The sequence below is a fragment of the Paenibacillus albicereus genome (assembly GCF_012676905.1).
Classification (GTDB): domain Bacteria; phylum Bacillota; class Bacilli; order Paenibacillales; family Paenibacillaceae; genus Paenibacillus_O; species Paenibacillus_O albicereus.
Map to the genome: position 1 here is coordinate 191,858 of NZ_CP051428.1, position 16,120 is coordinate 207,977.

Sequence of the window (16,120 nt, forward strand, 5' to 3'; positions counted from 1 at the left end):
CCCTTCGACGCGTACTAGGCCAACCCGCCGCCGTCATACGCATAGGAAGATGCACGGCCCGCGGAGCGGCCGGGGACAAGGGAGGGCTCGAAGCGGATGACGGCGATAGGAGAGCAATTCATATTTGACTTCACGGGAGCGCAGCAGACGTGGAATGTGCCGGGAGACGTGGGCGTGATCCGGATCGAATGCTGGGGAGCGCAGGGCGGGACAGCCACGACGCGGGGCATCGGCGGACTCGGCGGCTACGCCGCCGGCACGTTTCGGGTGACGCCCGGCGAGCCGCTCGTCGTGGCCGTAGGCGGTATGGGGGAGAACGGCCGGCTGAACGGGCCGGCGACGGCGGGAGGCTTCAACGGGGGCGGAAGCGGCGGCCCGGGCTTCAACAATTCCGCCTCCGGCGGAGGAGGCGGCGGGGCCAGCGATGTCAGGCAAGGCGGCAATGCGCTGGCGAACCGGATTCTCATCGGCGCGGGAGGCGGCGGCGGGGTCGGCACCTTGACCAGCCCTACGCAGGGCTTTCGGGGAGCTGTGGGCGGCGGCTTGCAGGGTGCGGACGGCACGGGCGACGATACGGCGGCGCCGGGCAAGGGCGGCACGCAGACGTCCGGCGGAGCCGGGGGAGTCGGAGGAAGCAACCGCGGCACGCCGGGAGTCCTCGGTCAAGGCGGCAGCGGCACGGGAAATCAATACGAAGGCGGGGCCGGAGGAGGCGGCGGCTTGTACGGCGGCGGCGCCAGCGGAGCCGGCAACGGCAACGACGGATCGGCAGGCGGCGGCTCATCGTTCCTGGGCGCCGCTTATGACGCGCTGACGACGGCCGGCGTGCAGGAAGGCAACGGCCGCATCGTCATCACCGCCCTCGGCGTGCTGACGTTCGACGTCGTCAAGACGGGCGACCGCAACGAGGCGGCGCCGGGGGATACGGTGCAGTTCTCGATCGTCGTGACCAATACGGGCAATTTCCCGATTGCCAACATCGCCGTGAACGACCCTCTGATCGGCATCAGCACGACGCTGCCGCAGCTCGCCCCGGGCCAAAGCGAAGCCGTCGCGGGCATGTACACGATCCCGGCGCAGGCACCGCCCGGCGTCCTGACCAATACCGCGACCGTCCAGCCGCAGGATATCGCTCCCAAGACCGCGAGCTTCGACGTGCTGATCTCGGAGGCGCCGTCGCTGCTGTTCACCAAATCAGTCAATCGCGCGCAGGCGGCGCCGGGCGATACGGTCATCTTCACGATCCGGGCGCAAAACCTCGGCAACGTCGACTTCGTCAACCTGACGCTGACCGATCCGCTGCTCGGACTGGAGCAGCATATCAACCGGATCATCGCGGGCGAGGAGTTCGTGCTGACCTGGCCGTACGTCATCCCTCCGCTGACGCCGCCCGGCTTCCTGACGAATCTGGCGCGCATCCAGGGCGACAATCTGAGCCCGCAGCTCGTCGGCGTCTCGCTGACGATCGAAGGCGCCGCGCAGCTGAGCGCGGTCAAGACGACGACGCCGAACGTCGTCCGGCCGGGTGATACGCTGACGTATGTCGTCACGGTGACGAACATCGGCAACGTCGAGCTGACGAACGTACGGGTCGTCGACAGCCAGGTCCTGCTCGACGAGACGATACCCGTACTTCGTTCGGGAGAAGCGCGCGAGGTGACGGCGACGTATTTCGTACCGCTCAACACGCCGCCCGGCGTGTATACGAATACGGCCTTCGTCACATCGGACCAGACGCCGATCCCGCTGCCTGCGGAGTCGTCGGCCGAAGTGCTCGCCGTGCGGGCGATCGGGCTCGTCAAGTCCGTGACTCCCGCTGCAGCCGCGCCGGGCCAGACGGTCGAGTTCCTCATTCAGGTCGGCAATCTCGGCAACGTGCCGCTCGGTCCGGTCCGGCTCGTCGACCGGCTGACCGGCCTGGACGAGACGATCCCGGGGCTTGCAGTCGATGAAATCGTCGACGTGGAGGCGCCGTACGCGATTCCGATCGGGACGCCGATCGGCTCGAGAGTGTTCAACTTCGCCGTGGCGACGTCGGAGGGAGCCGACCCGGCCGAGGCCTCGACGTTCGTCGACATCGTAGCGGCCGGGCTTGCGATCGCCAAGTCCGGCGACCGTACGGTCGCCGCTCCGGGCGATGCCATCGCCTATACGCTGACCGTCGTCAATACGACGTCGCTGACGCAGACGAACGTGCTGCTGTCCGATCCGGCAGCAAGCTTTGCCGAGACGGTTCCCGCACTGGCTGCGGGAGCGACGATCACCCGTACCGTGGGCATCGTCGTGCCTGCCGGGGCGGCGAACGGCAGCGTCGTGGAGAACGTGCTGACCGTCTCGTCGGATCAGACGCCGGCTCAGCAGGCGGCGTTCCAGACGGTCGTCCAGACCGTTCCGCCGCAGCAGACGACGCTCTCGATCCGCAAGCGCTCCGACCGGCTGGTCGCCGGGCCGGGAGAGCCGATCCTGTTCACCGCCGAGGTCACCAATACCGGTCCGAGTCCGGCGACATCGATCCTGGTGACCGACATCCTCGCCGGCTATACGCAGGCGATTCCGGCGCTGGCGCCGGGCCAGACGGCGGTGACGAGCTTTATCTACACGGTGCCGCCGGGCACGCGGCAAGGCACCGTGCTCGTCAATACGGTGACGGCCGCCGCGCCGGAGGTGCCGCAGCAGCTGCAGCCGGTGACCGATTCCTTGTCCGTGCTCGTCGCGCTGCCGGATTTCCTGCTGGAGCTCGCGAGCCGCGCCGTGCCCAATCCCGTTCCGTACCGGGGCAGCACGCTGATCGAGATTACGGTCCGCAACATCTCCGGCCAAGCGCTGACAGGGGTGCGCGTGCTGGAGTCGCTGACCGAGTTCGCCACGGTCATCCCGGTGCTGCCTGCGGGCGACAGCCGCACGTTCTCGGTGCCGTTCACGCCGCCGTCGGGCACGCGCGGGGGGACGGTGTTCGACAGCTTCGCTACAGCGTTCTCCAACGAGACGGCGCTGCGCCAAGTGCTCGTGCCGATCGTGGCTGCCGTGCGGAACGACGCGCTCCTGACGGAAACCGTCTCGCCGCAGGTGGCGTCTCCCGGAGGCGTCGTCGTCTTCTCGGTCCGCATCGCCAACACGGGCAACGTGCCGTTCGTGAACGGCGTGCTGCAGCTGCCGCTGTTCGGCCTGCGGCTGACGACGGAGTCGTTCGAGATCGGAGCGGACCAGACGCTTCGGCTGCCGTACCGCATCCCGGACGACGCGCCGGAAGGACTTATCGTGAGCGAGGCGATCGCCTCCTCCGACAACGGCCCGACGCTGCGGGCGACCGCTGCGGTACGGGTCGTGCACGAGGAAGAATAACCCTCAAGCGACCGCTCGCTGCAGTCGCCTCCTTGCGGACAGCAGGCGGCAGGGCGGCTTCAATGCTCGGCGATCATCCGTCCAGGCCAGGCGCCTGGACGGATTTTTTTGTGCGTGCATGGAAATTTAGGGATGCTGGCGGATTGAGTTGACTTGGTTCGTGTTTTTTCGACATAATTTATGAAGATTGCTTTCAGCCGGCGGCTGAAGCTCAAGCCATAACGCAGAGGGATCGTGAAGCGACAAAGATGTTTGCGACAATCAACGGAACGAGGCTGTATTTTGATATGGAAGGCTCCGGCTACGTGCCGGTCGGGGAGCGCATGGAAGCCCGTCCGGTGCTGTTCGCCATCCATGGCGGACCGGGGAGCGACCATTCCGACTTCAAGCCGTGGCTGACGCCGCTGGCGGACCGGCTGCAGATCGTCTATCTCGATCAGCGCTGCAACGGCCAGTCGGAGCGCGTCGATCCGGCGACCTGCACGCTGGAGCAGCTGGCCGACGACATCGAGGAGCTGCGGCGGTACCTCGGCTTCGGGCGCATCCATCTGCTCGGCCACTCCTTCGGCGGCATGGTGGCGCAGGTGTTCGCGGCGCGCTATCCGGACTCGCTGGACAAGCTGCTGCTCATCTGCACCGCGCCGAGCCGGGAGTTCTACCCGGCGGCGCTGGAGTTCGCCTCCCGCATCGCGACGCCGGAGCAGCTCGCCGTCATTCCCGAGCTGTTCGAGGGAAGGATCGAGGACGAGGCGCATCTGATCCGCTGGTGGGACGTCAACTACGACCTTTACTTCCATGTGCGCGACGAGCAGGTGATGCGGGAGACCGGCAACCGCCCGATCGGCTCGATGGAAGTCGCCAACTATACGTTCAAGCATTTCATTCCGCAATATGACGTGCGCGCCTCCTTGCCGGGCTTCGCGATGCCGACGCTCATCGTCGGCGCGCGCCACGACTGGATCACGCCGCTTTCCCAAGCGGAGGAGATGCACCGGCTCATCCCCGGCTCGGAGCTCGCCGTGTTCGAGCATAGCGGGCACATGCCGTTCATCGAGGAGCACGAGGCGTTCCTGGACGAGCTGAGGCGGTTCCTGGACGGGGAAAAGGGTTCGGCTTCGGCGGAGGGACCGCGATGACGAGCGCGATGGACCTGGCCGCCTGGCGGCAGTGGAGGCTCGATTCGTCGACCGGCGACCTCGGCGACTTGTCGCTGATCGCGCTGCATGAGCTCGCGGAGCCGTCGCGCCTCGAAGGACTGCCCGGCGTCTGGTCGCCGGCGGACGGAGGCCTGCTCGCCGAACTGTCGCCCGAGGACGGAGCGTGGATGAACGGCCGTCCGGCAAGCGGCGAGATTCGGCTGGAGGAGGATGGGGCGGCCGTTCGGTTTCCTTCCGGACTCGCCGCCGCCGCGACCTCCCAGCCGGGCTCGCCCCATCTGCTCGCGGTATGGGATCCGCGGGCCGAGCGGCTCGGGCGCTTCGACGGCATCGACGTGTATCCGGAAGACGAGATGGCGGTGTGGACGGGAGTGTTCGAGGCGTCTGCGGACGGCACGGCCGACTTCCGCCACCAGGGCGACCGGGATGGCGCCACGCGCCGCCACGGATCGCCCGGCGAGATCGTCGTGCAGCGCGACGGAGAGACCTTCCGACTCGTGCCGTTCGGCTCGGGAGAAGGACTTGTCGTGACGTTCGCCGACCGGACGAGCGGGCCCGAGACGTACGGACCGGGACGGATGCTGCTCGTCGCCGGGCCGCTGGAGGACGGGCAGCAGGTGAAGCTCGACTTCAACCGCGCTTTCCTGCCGCCGTGCGCGTTCTCGCCCGCTTTCAACTGTCCGCTGCCTCCGCGCGCCAACCGGCTGCCGCTTGAGATTCGCGCCGGAGAGAAAAACGCGCTTTGGAAAAGCGAACAGGCGTGAGCGCCGGATTCCCAGGCGGCTTCGAAACAAAGAAGGACCGGATGGCTGCATGCAGCCCTCCGGTCCTTCCCTGCGCTCGGAGGAAGGAAGAATTTTCTTCAGAGCGGGATGTTTTCGACAAAATAACCCAAAAATAAAGATCATTCGACAAATTTCACGGTTCTTCTATTGACAAGACGTCCAGAAAGACCCGATACTGAATAAAATCAAAGCTGTTTGATCGGAATTAAGGTCAGAAGGGGAGTCGAGAGATATGAAACGAATCGGAAAAGGGGCGCTTGCGCTGGTGCTGTCCGCCAGCCTTGCGCTCGTATCGGCTTGCTCGAACGCGAGCAGACCGGCCAATGAGCCATCCGGAGAAGCTCCGGCTGCCGGAGGCGCCAAATCGGTGACGGTCGGCGTCACCTACGCCCCGAGCAACATCAACCCGCTCGCGCCGGTAGGGCTCGTCTCGACCTATGTCGCAAGCCTGCTGTTCCCGCCGCTGGTCGATCTGGACTCCGACCTGCAGTACAAGCCGATGCTGGCCGACTCGATCGAGACGAGCGACAACAAGACGTTCACAATCAAGCTGAACGAGAAGGCCGCCTGGACCGACGGCAAGCCGGTGACGGCGGATGACGTCATCTTCACGCTCGGCCTCATGTCGAATCCGAAGGTCGCCTCCAACCTGGCCTACCAGTTCGCCATCATCGAGGGACTGGACGACGCCGGCTACCTGCCGGAGGGCCAGAGCGCGATCAGCGGCGTCAAGAAGGTAGACGAGCGCACGCTGACGGTGACGACCAAGGCGCCGACGACGCTCAGCATCTTCCAGGATACGATCGGCAAGAACCTGCTGACGCTCCCGCAGTCCGCGCTCGCGGGCATCGCGCCGGAGGAGCTCGCGAAGAGCGACTTCATGCAGCGGCCGGACGTGACGAGCGGCCCGTTCAAGCTGGCCGAGTACAATCGCGACCAGTTCGTGCGCCTGGAGGCGAACGACGCTTACTTCAAGGGCGCTCCGAAGCTGGACGCTCTGAACTTCAAGGTGCTGCAGGGCAACGCGGTCACCGCCCAGCTGCAGAGCGGCGAGATCGACATGAACATTCCGTCGGCGGGCGTCATCCCGGTCGGCGACTACGAGAAGGTCAAGGGACTGCAGGGCATCCGCACGGTCGAGGCGGCTCCGCTCGCGACGCAGTTCATGTACATCAACGAAAAGGCCGTCCCGGATGCGAAGCAGCGCCAGGCGATCAGCTACGCGATGAACCGCCAGCAGATTGTCGACAAGCTGCTGCATGGCGCGGGCGAGGTCGTGGACAGCTATTTCACCAGCTATAGCCCTTACCGCGACGAGAGCGTGCAGCCGGCCGTCTACGATCCGGACAAGGCCAAGTCGCTGCTCGCCGAATCCGGCTGGGACAGCGGCAAGACGCTGCGGCTGTACGTCCTGTCGGGCGACGCGACGCTCGAGCAGGCGGCCAGCATCGTGGCCGAGAACCTGCGCGCCGCCGGCGTGCAGACGAAGATCCAGATGATGGACCTCGCGACGCTGATCGACAATCTCGTCAAGATGGACTATGACCTCGGCATCCTCACCGTCTCGCTGACGCCGATCAACCCGCTGCCGGACATCGCCTATTTCCTCAAGGAAGGCAATCCGAGCGGCTACAAGAACGCCGAGGCGGAGAAGCTGCTGGACGCCATCGCCGCCGAGACCGACGAGGCGAAGATCAAGCAGTCCTACAGCGACCTGCAGAAGATCATCGCCCAGGACGTGCCGATGCCGGCGATCTATGCGACCAAGGCGCTCGGCGCGGTGAACGAGCGGGTAACCGGAGCGGAGCCGAAGGACTTCGGCATGTTCATCAACGTATATGAATGGGACGTGAAGTAGACGCGAGCGGGCGTTAACGATTCGAGGTGCAGGCATTGCTGACTTATGTGCTGCGGCGGCTGCTGACCGCCGTGCCCGTGCTGCTGGGCGTCACGGTCATCAACTTCATCATCATGCGCATGGCTCCCGGCAACCCGGTGGACATGCTGGTCAGCCCCAAGCTGCCGGCCGCGGCGGCCGAAGCCCGGCGGCTGGCGCTCGGGCTGAACGAGCCGGCCTACGTCCAGTACGGCCTGTGGCTCAAAAATCTCGTGCTGCACGGCGATCTCGGCTATTCGCTCATCACCTACGAGCCGGTGACGCGGATGATCGCCGAGCGCCTGGGACCGACGCTGCTGCTCATGGGCACGGCGCTCGCGCTCGGCCTGCTCGTCGCGGTGCCGCTCGGCGTGCTGAGCGCGACGCGGCAGTACTCCAAGCTCGACTATCTGGCTTCCACCGGGTCTTTTCTGGGCTTGTCGGTGCCGAGCTTCTTCCTGGCTCTCGGCCTCATCTATGTGTTCGCTATCCAGCTGCAGTGGCTGCCCTCGGGCGGCATGACGGAGCTTGGCGGCTCCGGCGGCTGGCTCGACCGGCTGCGCCATCTGATCCTGCCGGCGCTCGTGCTGGCGGCGGCGGTCGCAGGGCGCATCATCCGCTATGTCCGCTCCAGCATGCTGGAGATTCTCGGCCAGGACTATCTGCGCACCGCCCGCGCCAAAGGCGTGCGCGAGACGCTCGTCGTCGGCCGCCATGCGATGCGCAACGCGCTCATCCCGATCGTCACCGTCATCGGGCTGGAGATGTCGGTGCTGCTCGGCGGCGCGGTCGTCGTCGAGCAGGTCTTCGCCTGGCCGGGCATCGGGCAGCTGATGCTGTCGTCCATCATGAGCCGCGACTACTCCACGCTCATGGGGCTGAACCTGATGGCCGCGGTGTCCGTCATCGGCGTCAATCTGGCGACCGACTTCATCTATGCGGCGGTCGATCCCCGCGTCCGCACGAGCTACGAGGGGGAGGGCGCGGGATGAATCTTTTCCGAAGGTATTTCGCCGTTGGCCGGGGCCGGGGTCCGGCGATGCCGGGCCGGGCAGGGCTTGGACCGGATTCGCCAGGTGCGGGTCCGGAAGGACCGGCTGGGCCGGAGCCAGGCACGCCGGGGCCCGCAGGCCCGGAGCTGGCTGCCGACCCCGGCGCCGTGTCGGGCCGGATGTTCCTCCGGCGCTTCCGCCGCCACAAGCTCGGCGTCGCCGGCGCGATCGCGCTCGGCGTCATGGCTCTCGCGGCGCTGCTGGCGCCGCTGATCGCGCCGTACGATCCGGCGGCCGTCACCGACTCGTTCGGCGAGGGGCCGTCGCTGCGCCATTGGCTCGGCACCGATCCGATCGGCCGCGACATGCTGAGCCGGCTCATCTACGCCGCTCGCGTCTCGCTCGCCGCAGGCCTCGGGGCGATGGCGATCGCGGCGGCCGTCGGCACGCTGCTCGGCCTGATCGCCGGCTACGCCGGCGGCTGGATCGACGGCGTCATCATGCGCATCACCGACATCTTCATGGCGTTCCCGTACCTGATGCTCATCCTCGTCGTCGCGAGCCTGATCGGACCGGGTCTGACCAACATCATCCTCATCCTCGGCCTGCTCGGCTGGCCGGCGGTCGCCCGCCTCGTGCGCGGCAACGTGCTCGCGATCAAGCAGGCGGACTACGTGACCGCGGCGGTCGCGCTCGGGCTCAGCCGCACGCGCATCCTGCTGCGCCACATCCTGCCGAACACCGTCGCGCCGATCCTGATCTATGCGACGAGCGGCGTCGCCGGCGCGATCCTCGACGAGGCGGCGCTCAGCTTCCTCGGCCTCGGCGTGCAGCCGCCGGACGCGAGCTGGGGCAACATGCTGGCGAGCGCACAGTCGCTGACCGTGCTCACCTCGCAGCCGTGGCTGTGGGTGCCGCCGGGCGTGGCGATCATCGTCACGGTGCTGGCCGTCAACTTCGTCGGCGACGCCCTGCGCGACGCGCTCGACCCGCGCAACCGGCACTAGCGGGACGCGCCCGACCCGCGCAACCGGCACTAGCGGGACGCGCCAAGGAAGGGCGAGGAGCTTAAGCGCCGCAGGCGCGCTGAATGCGTTCGGCCGCCTGCCGCCCCGCTCCTACCGCGCTCGGTCCTGGCCGCCTGCCGCCCCCGCTGCGCTCGCTCCTGGCCCGCATCTTGTCCGAGCTCTAACGAAACCACACGACGTTATTCGGCCCAAATGGCGTACATCGATCGTTTAACGATATGGAGAGACGCTATCGGCCAGGAAACGGCAGTTTTTCGTCCGAATCAGCAGCGATAGTGCGTGACCGTTTCGTTTGAATTCCAAAACAAGCTTTTTGGGTGAAATAGCGCTTCTCGGTTTCGTTAGAGTCGTCATGACGCGGAAGCTTCCGCGCTGCCACGTGCAGCAAATTTTGATTTTCCTCTATAAAAAGAGCATCGCCTCGGCGCAAGCCGAAGCGATGCTCTTTTTGGGTTGCCGAGGGTTCATCCTCCGGCTGCGAGGACGAGCAGCATGGAGAAGATCCACATGATCCCGCCGAACAGCAGCGACGCCACGAGCTTCAGCCCATCGGACTTGTCTTTGGCGAACAGCTGCAGCATCGCGAGCAAAAAGAAGAAGGCAAGGAAAGGCATGGCGTAAAAGGCGCCGAATATAGCGATGAATTCCACCTGAGCAAGCTCCTTTCGCGCCCCTTTGCCGAAGAGAGAGGGGAGTCTTGAATCGAATATCCTTCCATTTCAGCATAATCGCCTAAATTCGGCAAGTACGCGCGCTACTCGAACCAGCCGGCCACGACGCTCCACCAGCGCTCGAGCCGCGCGATCCAGCGGTCGGCCTGCCGGCCTTGCTGGACGAGATGGATGATCCAGTCCCAGTCCGAGAGGAACTGGATGACGGTCAGCACGAGCATCGCGACGACGAAGCCGAACGTCAGCGTGAACAGCAGCTGCAGCCGGAAGTAGCCGATCAGCAGCCGCGACAGCTTGCGCACCTCGTCGGGCGACTCCGCCGACTGTTCGATTCGCAGCGCCTGCGAGGCGAGCCTCAGCATCCACACGGCGGCGACGACTTCGAGCAGGCCGGCGAGCGTGCCGAGGCCGAAGTTCATCATGCCGACGACGCATTGGAACAGGCCGAAGAAAAGCGTGGCGATCGCGGCGCTCCTCATCCAGAAGGCGAGGCGGCGCCAGTCGCTTTTGGCGGGGGAGGGGGCAGGAGCGCTCGCAGGCGAGAGGCGGCGGAGCGGATCGGAAGCAGAATCAGAAAGAGGCGGCAGCATCGGATCGTTCATGAGAGGCGATGGGCTCCTTCGTTCAGTGGGTTGGGTGGAGCAGATGCAGATGAGCAGGCCGGGCGCCAAGATGAAGAAGGATCTATCTTCATCCGGATGGTCGGATCCCGCAGCCTATGCTTGACATCGGATTTCCCGTTGCCTATAGTAAGAGCAATTCCCTCTTTATTTAGTAAATGACTAAATCATAAACCTTGCTTTCTCACGAAGGAGGATCAGCCGTGAACATGAAGATTCCGACGACGCTGAAGCACAAGCCGGTGCTCGTCTCCGAGAACTACAGCCAGGTCGACGGCCGCTACGCGCCCGACTCCGAGGCGAAGGGGCTGTCGCTCGGCCTCGCGCAGTGGAACGACCGGGGCAAGGTCGACATCTCGGCCAAGGTATGGCGCCATACCGGCGGCAAGTGGTCGCGGCAGTCCGAGGAGCTGCCGCTGCACCGCGTGCTGGATCTGGCGATCCTCGTCGCGAGCGGCATGGTCCACTTCCGCGAGGCCTACCGCCATGAGGGGCTCTACGACCCCGAGCAGCCGGTGCTGGACCGCATCGGCCTGCAGGGAGATGCGATGACGGTATCGGTGTGTACGGACAACGAGCGCATCGGCGAGGACATCCGGCTGTTCAGCCAGGCGCTGAGTGACGACGGCGAGCTCATCGGCGAGCGGCTGCGGGTGCTGTCCGGGCTGCTCAAGGAAATGGGTTATTGAGCAGGCACCGGGAGACGATCGCGCCCAGCGAGCGGCTGGCCGACTGGGCAGGCTGCGTGGCCGGACTCACCCAGGTGCAAAAAAGAGGCTGCAAGCGATTCGCCGAAGCGAATCTAGGCTTGCAGCCTTTTTTCCTCTGATGTAGCCGAGCATCCGGCGCTCCGCGCATCGCTTCCGGCAGGGGCGAAAGAAGCGGTCAGCCGCCAGGCGGCGCCCCCGCTTAGCGCATCGCTTCCAGCACGCGCGCCCGCAGCGTCTCCGAAGCGGGCCGGCCATGGACCAGCTCCAGCGCCCAGAGCACCGCGCCGGACGCCGGCGGCTCCTCCAGCAGCCGGAACCGCAGCTCCGTCTGCGGCAGCAGCGCGCGTGCCTCCTCCATGTACAGCTCGCGGAGGATCGGCGGCGACGCCTTGACCCACACCGAGCCGGCGAGCACGACATCGACCGGGCCGCTCCCGAAGTCGAGTCCGCGCACGCAGCCGGCCGTCGACATCGCCATCTGCCGCGCGGAATGCCGCACGGCCGCCAGAGCCGCGGCGTCGCCCGACGCGGCCGCCTCCAGCAGCAGCGTCGCCAGCTCCGTCGCCGGCAGGGAGCGCGAAAGCATCGCCTCCAGCGCCCGCTCCAGCAGCTCCTCCGGGCCGGCTGCGCCGACCAGACGCAGCGCCGGCGCGGTCAGCGCGGTGCGCGGGCCGACGCGGTACAGCTCGTCGTACGCGAGGCGCACGGCGCGACGGGCCAGGTAGGCGCCGCCGGACTCGTCGCCGGACAGCTCGCTGCCGACGCCGCCGACCTGCAGCCGCCGGCCCGACGGATCGATGCCGCCCGTGCAGGCGCCGGTGCCGTTGATCGAGCAGATGCCCGCGCCGGACGGGCTGCCGGCCTTGATGCCGAGGAAGCTGTCGTTGTCCATCTCGAAGCGGCCGTAGCCGAGCTCGCGGATGACGCGGTCCAGCTCCCGCTTCTGCGAAGGGATGTCGGCTCCCGCAAGGCCGAACGCCGCCGCTGCGAGGTCTGCCGGCTCCAGGCCGTAGCGGCCGAGCAGCTCGCCGGCCTGCTCGGCGAGCGCTCTTTTCGCCCCGGCGTAGCCGTCCTTGAACTGCTCGTGACTGCACGTGCCGGTGCGGAGAGAGCCGACCCTCCGTCCGTCGAGGTCGAACAGATAATAGTCGGTCTTGGTGTTGCCGCCGTCGACGCCGAGCACGTACGAAGGGGTTCCATTCATGGGCGATGCTCCTTTCGTCGCCTGCTCAGGCACGGAATTGCGGGAGGTGCTCGCGATGCGCTTCCTTCAGCTCGTCGAAGCAGGCGCGAGCCGCGTCGTAATCGCCGACGAGCGGGTTCATGAGCAGCGCGCGCATCGCCGCCTCCTCGCTGCCGGCCACCGCCGCCGCTACCGTCTCGCGCTCATACGCCTTGACCATGCGCATGTAGTCGCGGATATGGGCGTTGTCGAGGCCGCGGACCGGGATCGGCTTGGCGCCGTCCTTGCCGATGACCGCCGTGATCTCGACCGCGTCCGTATCCTCCATGAAGTCGAGCGCGCCTTGGTTCAGCAAGTTCACCACATGCTCCTCCTGCTTGTCGTTCCAGATGGCGTCGACGAGGCTGATCGCGACCTCGGAGTAGTTCGCTCCGCCGCGGGAGGCGAGCAGCTCCGGCTTGACGTGGAGCTTGGCGTCCTCGTACAGGCCGAGCAGCTCCTCCTCGATCTCCATGCAGCGCTGGCCGCGCGACTGCTCGGCGTTTTTGAGCAGGTCGAGCTTCTTGTTCTTGAAGTAGTAGTACTCCAGGTACGACGAAGGGATCGCGCCGACCGCCTGCACCAGCTCCTGGCTGAAGCCCGACGCCGGGATGTTCTTCATCGTCTCGCTGTTCAGCCCCTGGGCGAGCGCGTCCTGCAGATAGTCGCGGCCGTCCTGCTCGATGCCGGTGATCCAGCTCAGATGGTTGAGGCCGACGTAGGTGAGGCGCGCCTCCGGCAGCTCCATCTTGGAGCGGATGCTCTTGGTCATGTTGTAGGGCACGTTGCAGAGGCCGAGCATCTTGATCTTGCTGTGGTTCAGGATCGCTTCCGTGAGGATGCCCGCCGGGTTGGAAAAGTTGATGAGCCAAGCGTCCGGACAAAGCTGCTCCATCCTGCGGGCGATGTCCAGCATGACCGGAATCGTCCGCATCGCCTTGAAGAAGCCGCCGATGCCGCAGGTTTCCTGGCCGATCATGCCGTATTTCAGCGGGATCTGCTCATCGAGCACGCGCGCAGGCAGCTTGCCGACGCGGATCTGGCCGAGCACGAAGTCCGCTCCGCGCAGCGCCTCGTCCAGCTCCTGCGTCTTGACGACCCGGCAGTCCATGCCGGCCGCCGCGGCCATGCGCGCGCTCAGGTCGCCCACGATGTCGAGCTTGCGCGCGTCGATGTCCATCAGCGCCAGCTCCCGGACCGGCAGCGAGCCGCTGCGCTTGATGATGCCCTCCATCAGCTCCGGGGTGTACGTGCTGCCTGCTCCGATAATCGCGATTTTCATCCTCTATCCATCCCTTTCCCTCTGGCGGCGAGGCCGCCTGAATGCTCGCTCCGTGACGCTATTGTAGCACAGGAGGCGATGGAGTCGAGCGAAAAGTTAAATTATTATTTCATGACATAATAAAAAACCAAAATTTAATTTTAGGTGCGGAAAGCGGCGATTTTCGTGTCCCAATCGGCTTTTTTCTCGGTTTTTCCCCCTCTGCCGCTCTTGTAATTCCCTGTCCTAGCGTATACGATTATGGCGCTGTATCAGATCAGCGGCAGGAGGCGGCTTATGGCTATCAACGACAACGTATTGATTAAGATCCGGGAACGCAAGGACAGTCTCACTCCTGTCGAGCGGCGAGTCGCCGAGTACATCCTGGAGAACAAGGAAGAGATTCCTCATCTCTCCATCAAGAACCTCGCCATGGGCAGCCGCACGAGCGACGCTTCGGTGCTGCGCTTCTGCAAGACGATGGGCTACAGCGGCTACCGCAGCTTCATCGTCAGCATCTCGGCGGCGATGGGCGGCAAGGAAGAGCCGGACAACGGACAGTACACGGATATCCAGCCGGGAGATGACCTGCAGACGATCATCTCCAACACGGCACGCAACAATATACGCTCCATCGAGGACACGCTGAGCCTGATCGATCGCGAAGCTGTCGACCAGGCGGTGCAGGTTCTCCGCACCTGCAGCCGCATCTTCCTGTTCGGCATCGGGGCTTCCGGGCTCATCTGCCTGGATGCCGAGCAGAAGTTCACGCGTATCAACAAGAACTGCCACGCCTATCTGGACGGCCACAGCCAGCTCACGGCGGCGACGCTCGTCTCCGACAAGGACGCGGCGATCTTCATCTCCAATTCCGGCGGCACGGAGGAGATTCTCGACGCGCTCGACATCGTGTCCAAGACGGGAGCGAGTACGATCGCCATCACCAAATACGGCAAAAGCGAGCTGTCCGAGCGGGCCGACCTGCTGCTCAGCATCTCGACGCCGGAGGTGACGATCCGCAGCGGCGCGATGGGCTCGCGCATCGCCATGCTGACCGTAGTGGACATGCTGTTCACCGGCGTGGCGAGCGCCGACTACCAGGAGGTCAAGCATTACTTGACGCGCAGCCGCAACATCATCTCCAGCAAGCGCCGCCGCCGGTAAGGGCTAGGCCCATCATGCGGCTCCAGCCGGGCATACGAGGGCTTGGGGGCGTTACGGTTTGATAGAGCGGCCCGATCGGGGCCGTGCGGTTTAGTAGAGCGACCCGATAGGGCCGTGCGGTTTAGTAGACCTGCTCCGGGCCGATCCAGTTAGATAGCAGCCTGCTTGGAGCCATGCCGGTCTAGTTAGGGCGACCCGCTGGAGGCCGTTCGGTTTGAATAGGGCGGCCTGCTCCGAACCGATTCAGTATGATCGCAGCCTGCTTGGAGCCATGCCGGTCTAGTTAGGGCGACCCGCTGGAGGCCTTTCCGCTTCAAATGGACGGTTGGAGTCGAAGCGGAGCCAGCCAGCAGGAATCGCAAGCATCTGCCGTCCGGGACGGCAGATGCTTCTTTTTGTTGGAGGCAAGCCCGAATTCGGGTGAGCGAAGGGGCGACGGGGTCGAGCCAGACGACAGCGTGTGCGGCAGGTTGTCGTATTGTCGTGCGAAGAGGATGGGATGTCATGCGAACGTTACCCGCTGCAGGTGGGGACGTATCGGGGCCCGGAAGCACGCAGCAGAGCAGGCGATGAGCGGGCTAACGACGTTTCAGAGCGTTAGAAGGCCATTTAGAGCCATGCCGATCTGCTAACGACTCACGAGAAGCTTAGAAGCTGCGAATGAGGATGAAAAGGCATAAAAAGGATCGAAAAAACGGCCTAAGCGTCTCAGCAGTCGTTAGCATGGCGACGACTCTAAAAAATGGCTTCTAAGCGTCTGAGGAATCGTAAGCGCCATGAGCGCCCTGCACGAAAAAACTCAAGTGCCTTGATGATGCGGCAGACGAGGATAGGCGGGCACGGACGAGGAACGGCATGCACGAGGGAACTCGAAGTGCCCTGGTCGAGCGGCGGACGAAGATCAGCATGCACGAGGGAACTCAGAGTGTCCGGGTCGAGCGGCAAGCTAAGATCCGGCGGTCACGAAGAAACTCCAACTGGCCCCGCACGCACCGTCAAGTCCGCACGTTTTCTGCCGCGTTTCCTGCAACCGCTTCCCTTATCTGCGCGCAACCGTTTCCCTGAAATTCCCGATCCGACAGAGACGGACAGCCAGCGCGAACTATGTTAACTTAACTTCCACAAACCCTTTCCTTTTGACAGATTTCTGTATGAAAACTCCAATAATAAGTTTCATGTTAAAAATAAATTTCAAAAACTATTGACCAATTCGGAGCGTTTCGATACGATTGGGGTACGTCAAACGAAGTTTATCAAGATCGGACGGACGCTTGAGGCAAGCGCTTCCAGAA

13 protein-coding genes are annotated in these 16,120 nt (G+C 64.9%); 9 read left to right on the forward strand and 4 right to left on the reverse strand.

What is annotated here, in order from left to right; translation table 11 throughout:
• The first annotated feature begins 96 nt into the window (after window positions 1–96).
• The 6 genes from HGI30_RS00890 (at window position 97) to opp4C (ending at window position 9,159) form a co-directional block, all read left to right on the forward strand.
• Window positions 97–3,342, forward strand: coding sequence for a DUF7507 domain-containing protein (locus tag HGI30_RS00890; protein WP_168905982.1), 3,246 nt, complete (start codon window positions 97–99; stop codon window positions 3,340–3,342).
• A gap of 248 nt (window positions 3,343–3,590) precedes the next feature.
• Window positions 3,591–4,478, forward strand: a complete 888-nt coding sequence (locus tag HGI30_RS00895) for an alpha/beta fold hydrolase (protein ID WP_168905983.1) — start codon at window positions 3,591–3,593, stop codon at window positions 4,476–4,478.
• The gene (locus HGI30_RS00900; RefSeq protein WP_168905984.1) at window positions 4,475–5,263 is read left to right on the forward strand and encodes a DUF1684 domain-containing protein; all 789 of its coding nucleotides are present in this window, start codon (window positions 4,475–4,477) and stop codon (window positions 5,261–5,263) included. Before HGI30_RS00895 ends, HGI30_RS00900 begins: the two co-directional genes overlap by 4 nt.
• A 253-nt stretch (window positions 5,264–5,516) precedes the next feature.
• Window positions 5,517–7,142, forward strand: coding sequence for an ABC transporter substrate-binding protein (locus HGI30_RS00905; protein ID WP_168905985.1), 1,626 nt, complete (start codon window positions 5,517–5,519; stop codon window positions 7,140–7,142).
• A gap of 35 nt (window positions 7,143–7,177) precedes the next feature.
• Complete coding sequence (locus tag HGI30_RS00910) at window positions 7,178–8,152, forward strand: ABC transporter permease (RefSeq protein WP_168905986.1); 975 nt, start codon at window positions 7,178–7,180, stop codon at window positions 8,150–8,152.
• Window positions 8,149–9,159, forward strand: a complete 1,011-nt coding sequence (gene opp4C, locus HGI30_RS00915; protein ID WP_235680275.1) for an oligopeptide ABC transporter permease — start codon at window positions 8,149–8,151, stop codon at window positions 9,157–9,159. Before HGI30_RS00910 ends, opp4C begins: the two co-directional genes overlap by 4 nt.
• Before the next feature lie 485 nt (window positions 9,160–9,644).
• Here the strand turns inward: opp4C and HGI30_RS00920 are convergent, their stop codons facing one another.
• Together HGI30_RS00920 and HGI30_RS00925 are read right to left on the reverse strand one after the other, a co-directional pair.
• Window positions 9,645–9,830: a hypothetical protein gene (locus tag HGI30_RS00920; RefSeq protein ID WP_168905987.1), complete on the reverse strand. Its 186-nt coding sequence runs from the start codon at window positions 9,828–9,830 to the stop codon at window positions 9,645–9,647.
• Window positions 9,831–9,934: 104 nt separating this feature from the next.
• A complete protein-coding gene (locus HGI30_RS00925; protein ID WP_168905988.1) occupies window positions 9,935–10,453 on the reverse strand; it encodes a hypothetical protein in 519 nt (172 codons plus the stop codon).
• A gap of 227 nt (window positions 10,454–10,680) precedes the next feature.
• On the opposite strand from HGI30_RS00925, the gene HGI30_RS00930 reads away from it, so the two are divergent.
• Window positions 10,681–11,160, forward strand: a complete 480-nt coding sequence (locus tag HGI30_RS00930; RefSeq protein WP_168909650.1) for a DUF6530 family protein — start codon at window positions 10,681–10,683, stop codon at window positions 11,158–11,160.
• A complete protein-coding gene (locus HGI30_RS00935) occupies window positions 11,157–11,300 on the forward strand; it encodes a hypothetical protein (RefSeq protein ID WP_168905989.1) in 144 nt (47 codons plus the stop codon). Before HGI30_RS00930 ends, HGI30_RS00935 begins: the two co-directional genes overlap by 4 nt.
• 80 nt (window positions 11,301–11,380) lie before the next feature.
• On the opposite strand, the gene HGI30_RS00940 is transcribed toward HGI30_RS00935, so the two are convergent.
• Together HGI30_RS00940 and HGI30_RS00945 are read right to left on the reverse strand one after the other, a co-directional pair.
• Complete coding sequence (locus HGI30_RS00940) at window positions 11,381–12,385, reverse strand: BadF/BadG/BcrA/BcrD ATPase family protein (protein ID WP_168905990.1); 1,005 nt, start codon at window positions 12,383–12,385, stop codon at window positions 11,381–11,383.
• A gap of 25 nt (window positions 12,386–12,410) precedes the next feature.
• On the reverse strand, window positions 12,411–13,685 hold the full coding sequence (locus HGI30_RS00945) for a 6-phospho-beta-glucosidase (protein ID WP_168905991.1): 1,275 nt from the start codon (window positions 13,683–13,685) through the stop codon (window positions 12,411–12,413).
• Window positions 13,686–13,961: 276 nt separating this feature from the next.
• On the opposite strand from HGI30_RS00945, the gene HGI30_RS00950 reads away from it, so the two are divergent.
• A complete protein-coding gene (locus HGI30_RS00950; protein WP_168905992.1) occupies window positions 13,962–14,828 on the forward strand; it encodes a MurR/RpiR family transcriptional regulator in 867 nt (288 codons plus the stop codon).
• Window positions 14,829–16,120 lie beyond the last annotated feature (1,292 nt).

Coding starts and splice junctions, on each gene's coding strand:
- HGI30_RS00925 (WP_168905988.1), bottom strand. CDS start 10,453: ATGAACGATCCGATGCTGCCGCCTCTTTCTGATTCTGCTTCCGATCCG.
- HGI30_RS00950 (WP_168905992.1), top strand. CDS start 13,962: ATGGCTATCAACGACAACGTATTGATTAAGATCCGGGAACGCAAGGAC.
- HGI30_RS00945 (WP_168905991.1), bottom strand. CDS start 13,685: ATGAAAATCGCGATTATCGGAGCAGGCAGCACGTACACCCCGGAGCTG.
- HGI30_RS00940 (WP_168905990.1), bottom strand. CDS start 12,385: ATGAATGGAACCCCTTCGTACGTGCTCGGCGTCGACGGCGGCAACACC.
- opp4C (WP_235680275.1), top strand. CDS start 8,149: ATGAATCTTTTCCGAAGGTATTTCGCCGTTGGCCGGGGCCGGGGTCCG.
- HGI30_RS00900 (WP_168905984.1), top strand. CDS start 4,475: ATGACGAGCGCGATGGACCTGGCCGCCTGGCGGCAGTGGAGGCTCGAT.
- HGI30_RS00895 (WP_168905983.1), top strand. CDS start 3,591: ATGTTTGCGACAATCAACGGAACGAGGCTGTATTTTGATATGGAAGGC.
- HGI30_RS00930 (WP_168909650.1), top strand. CDS start 10,681: ATGAAGATTCCGACGACGCTGAAGCACAAGCCGGTGCTCGTCTCCGAG.
- HGI30_RS00890 (WP_168905982.1), top strand. CDS start 97: ATGACGGCGATAGGAGAGCAATTCATATTTGACTTCACGGGAGCGCAG.
- HGI30_RS00905 (WP_168905985.1), top strand. CDS start 5,517: ATGAAACGAATCGGAAAAGGGGCGCTTGCGCTGGTGCTGTCCGCCAGC.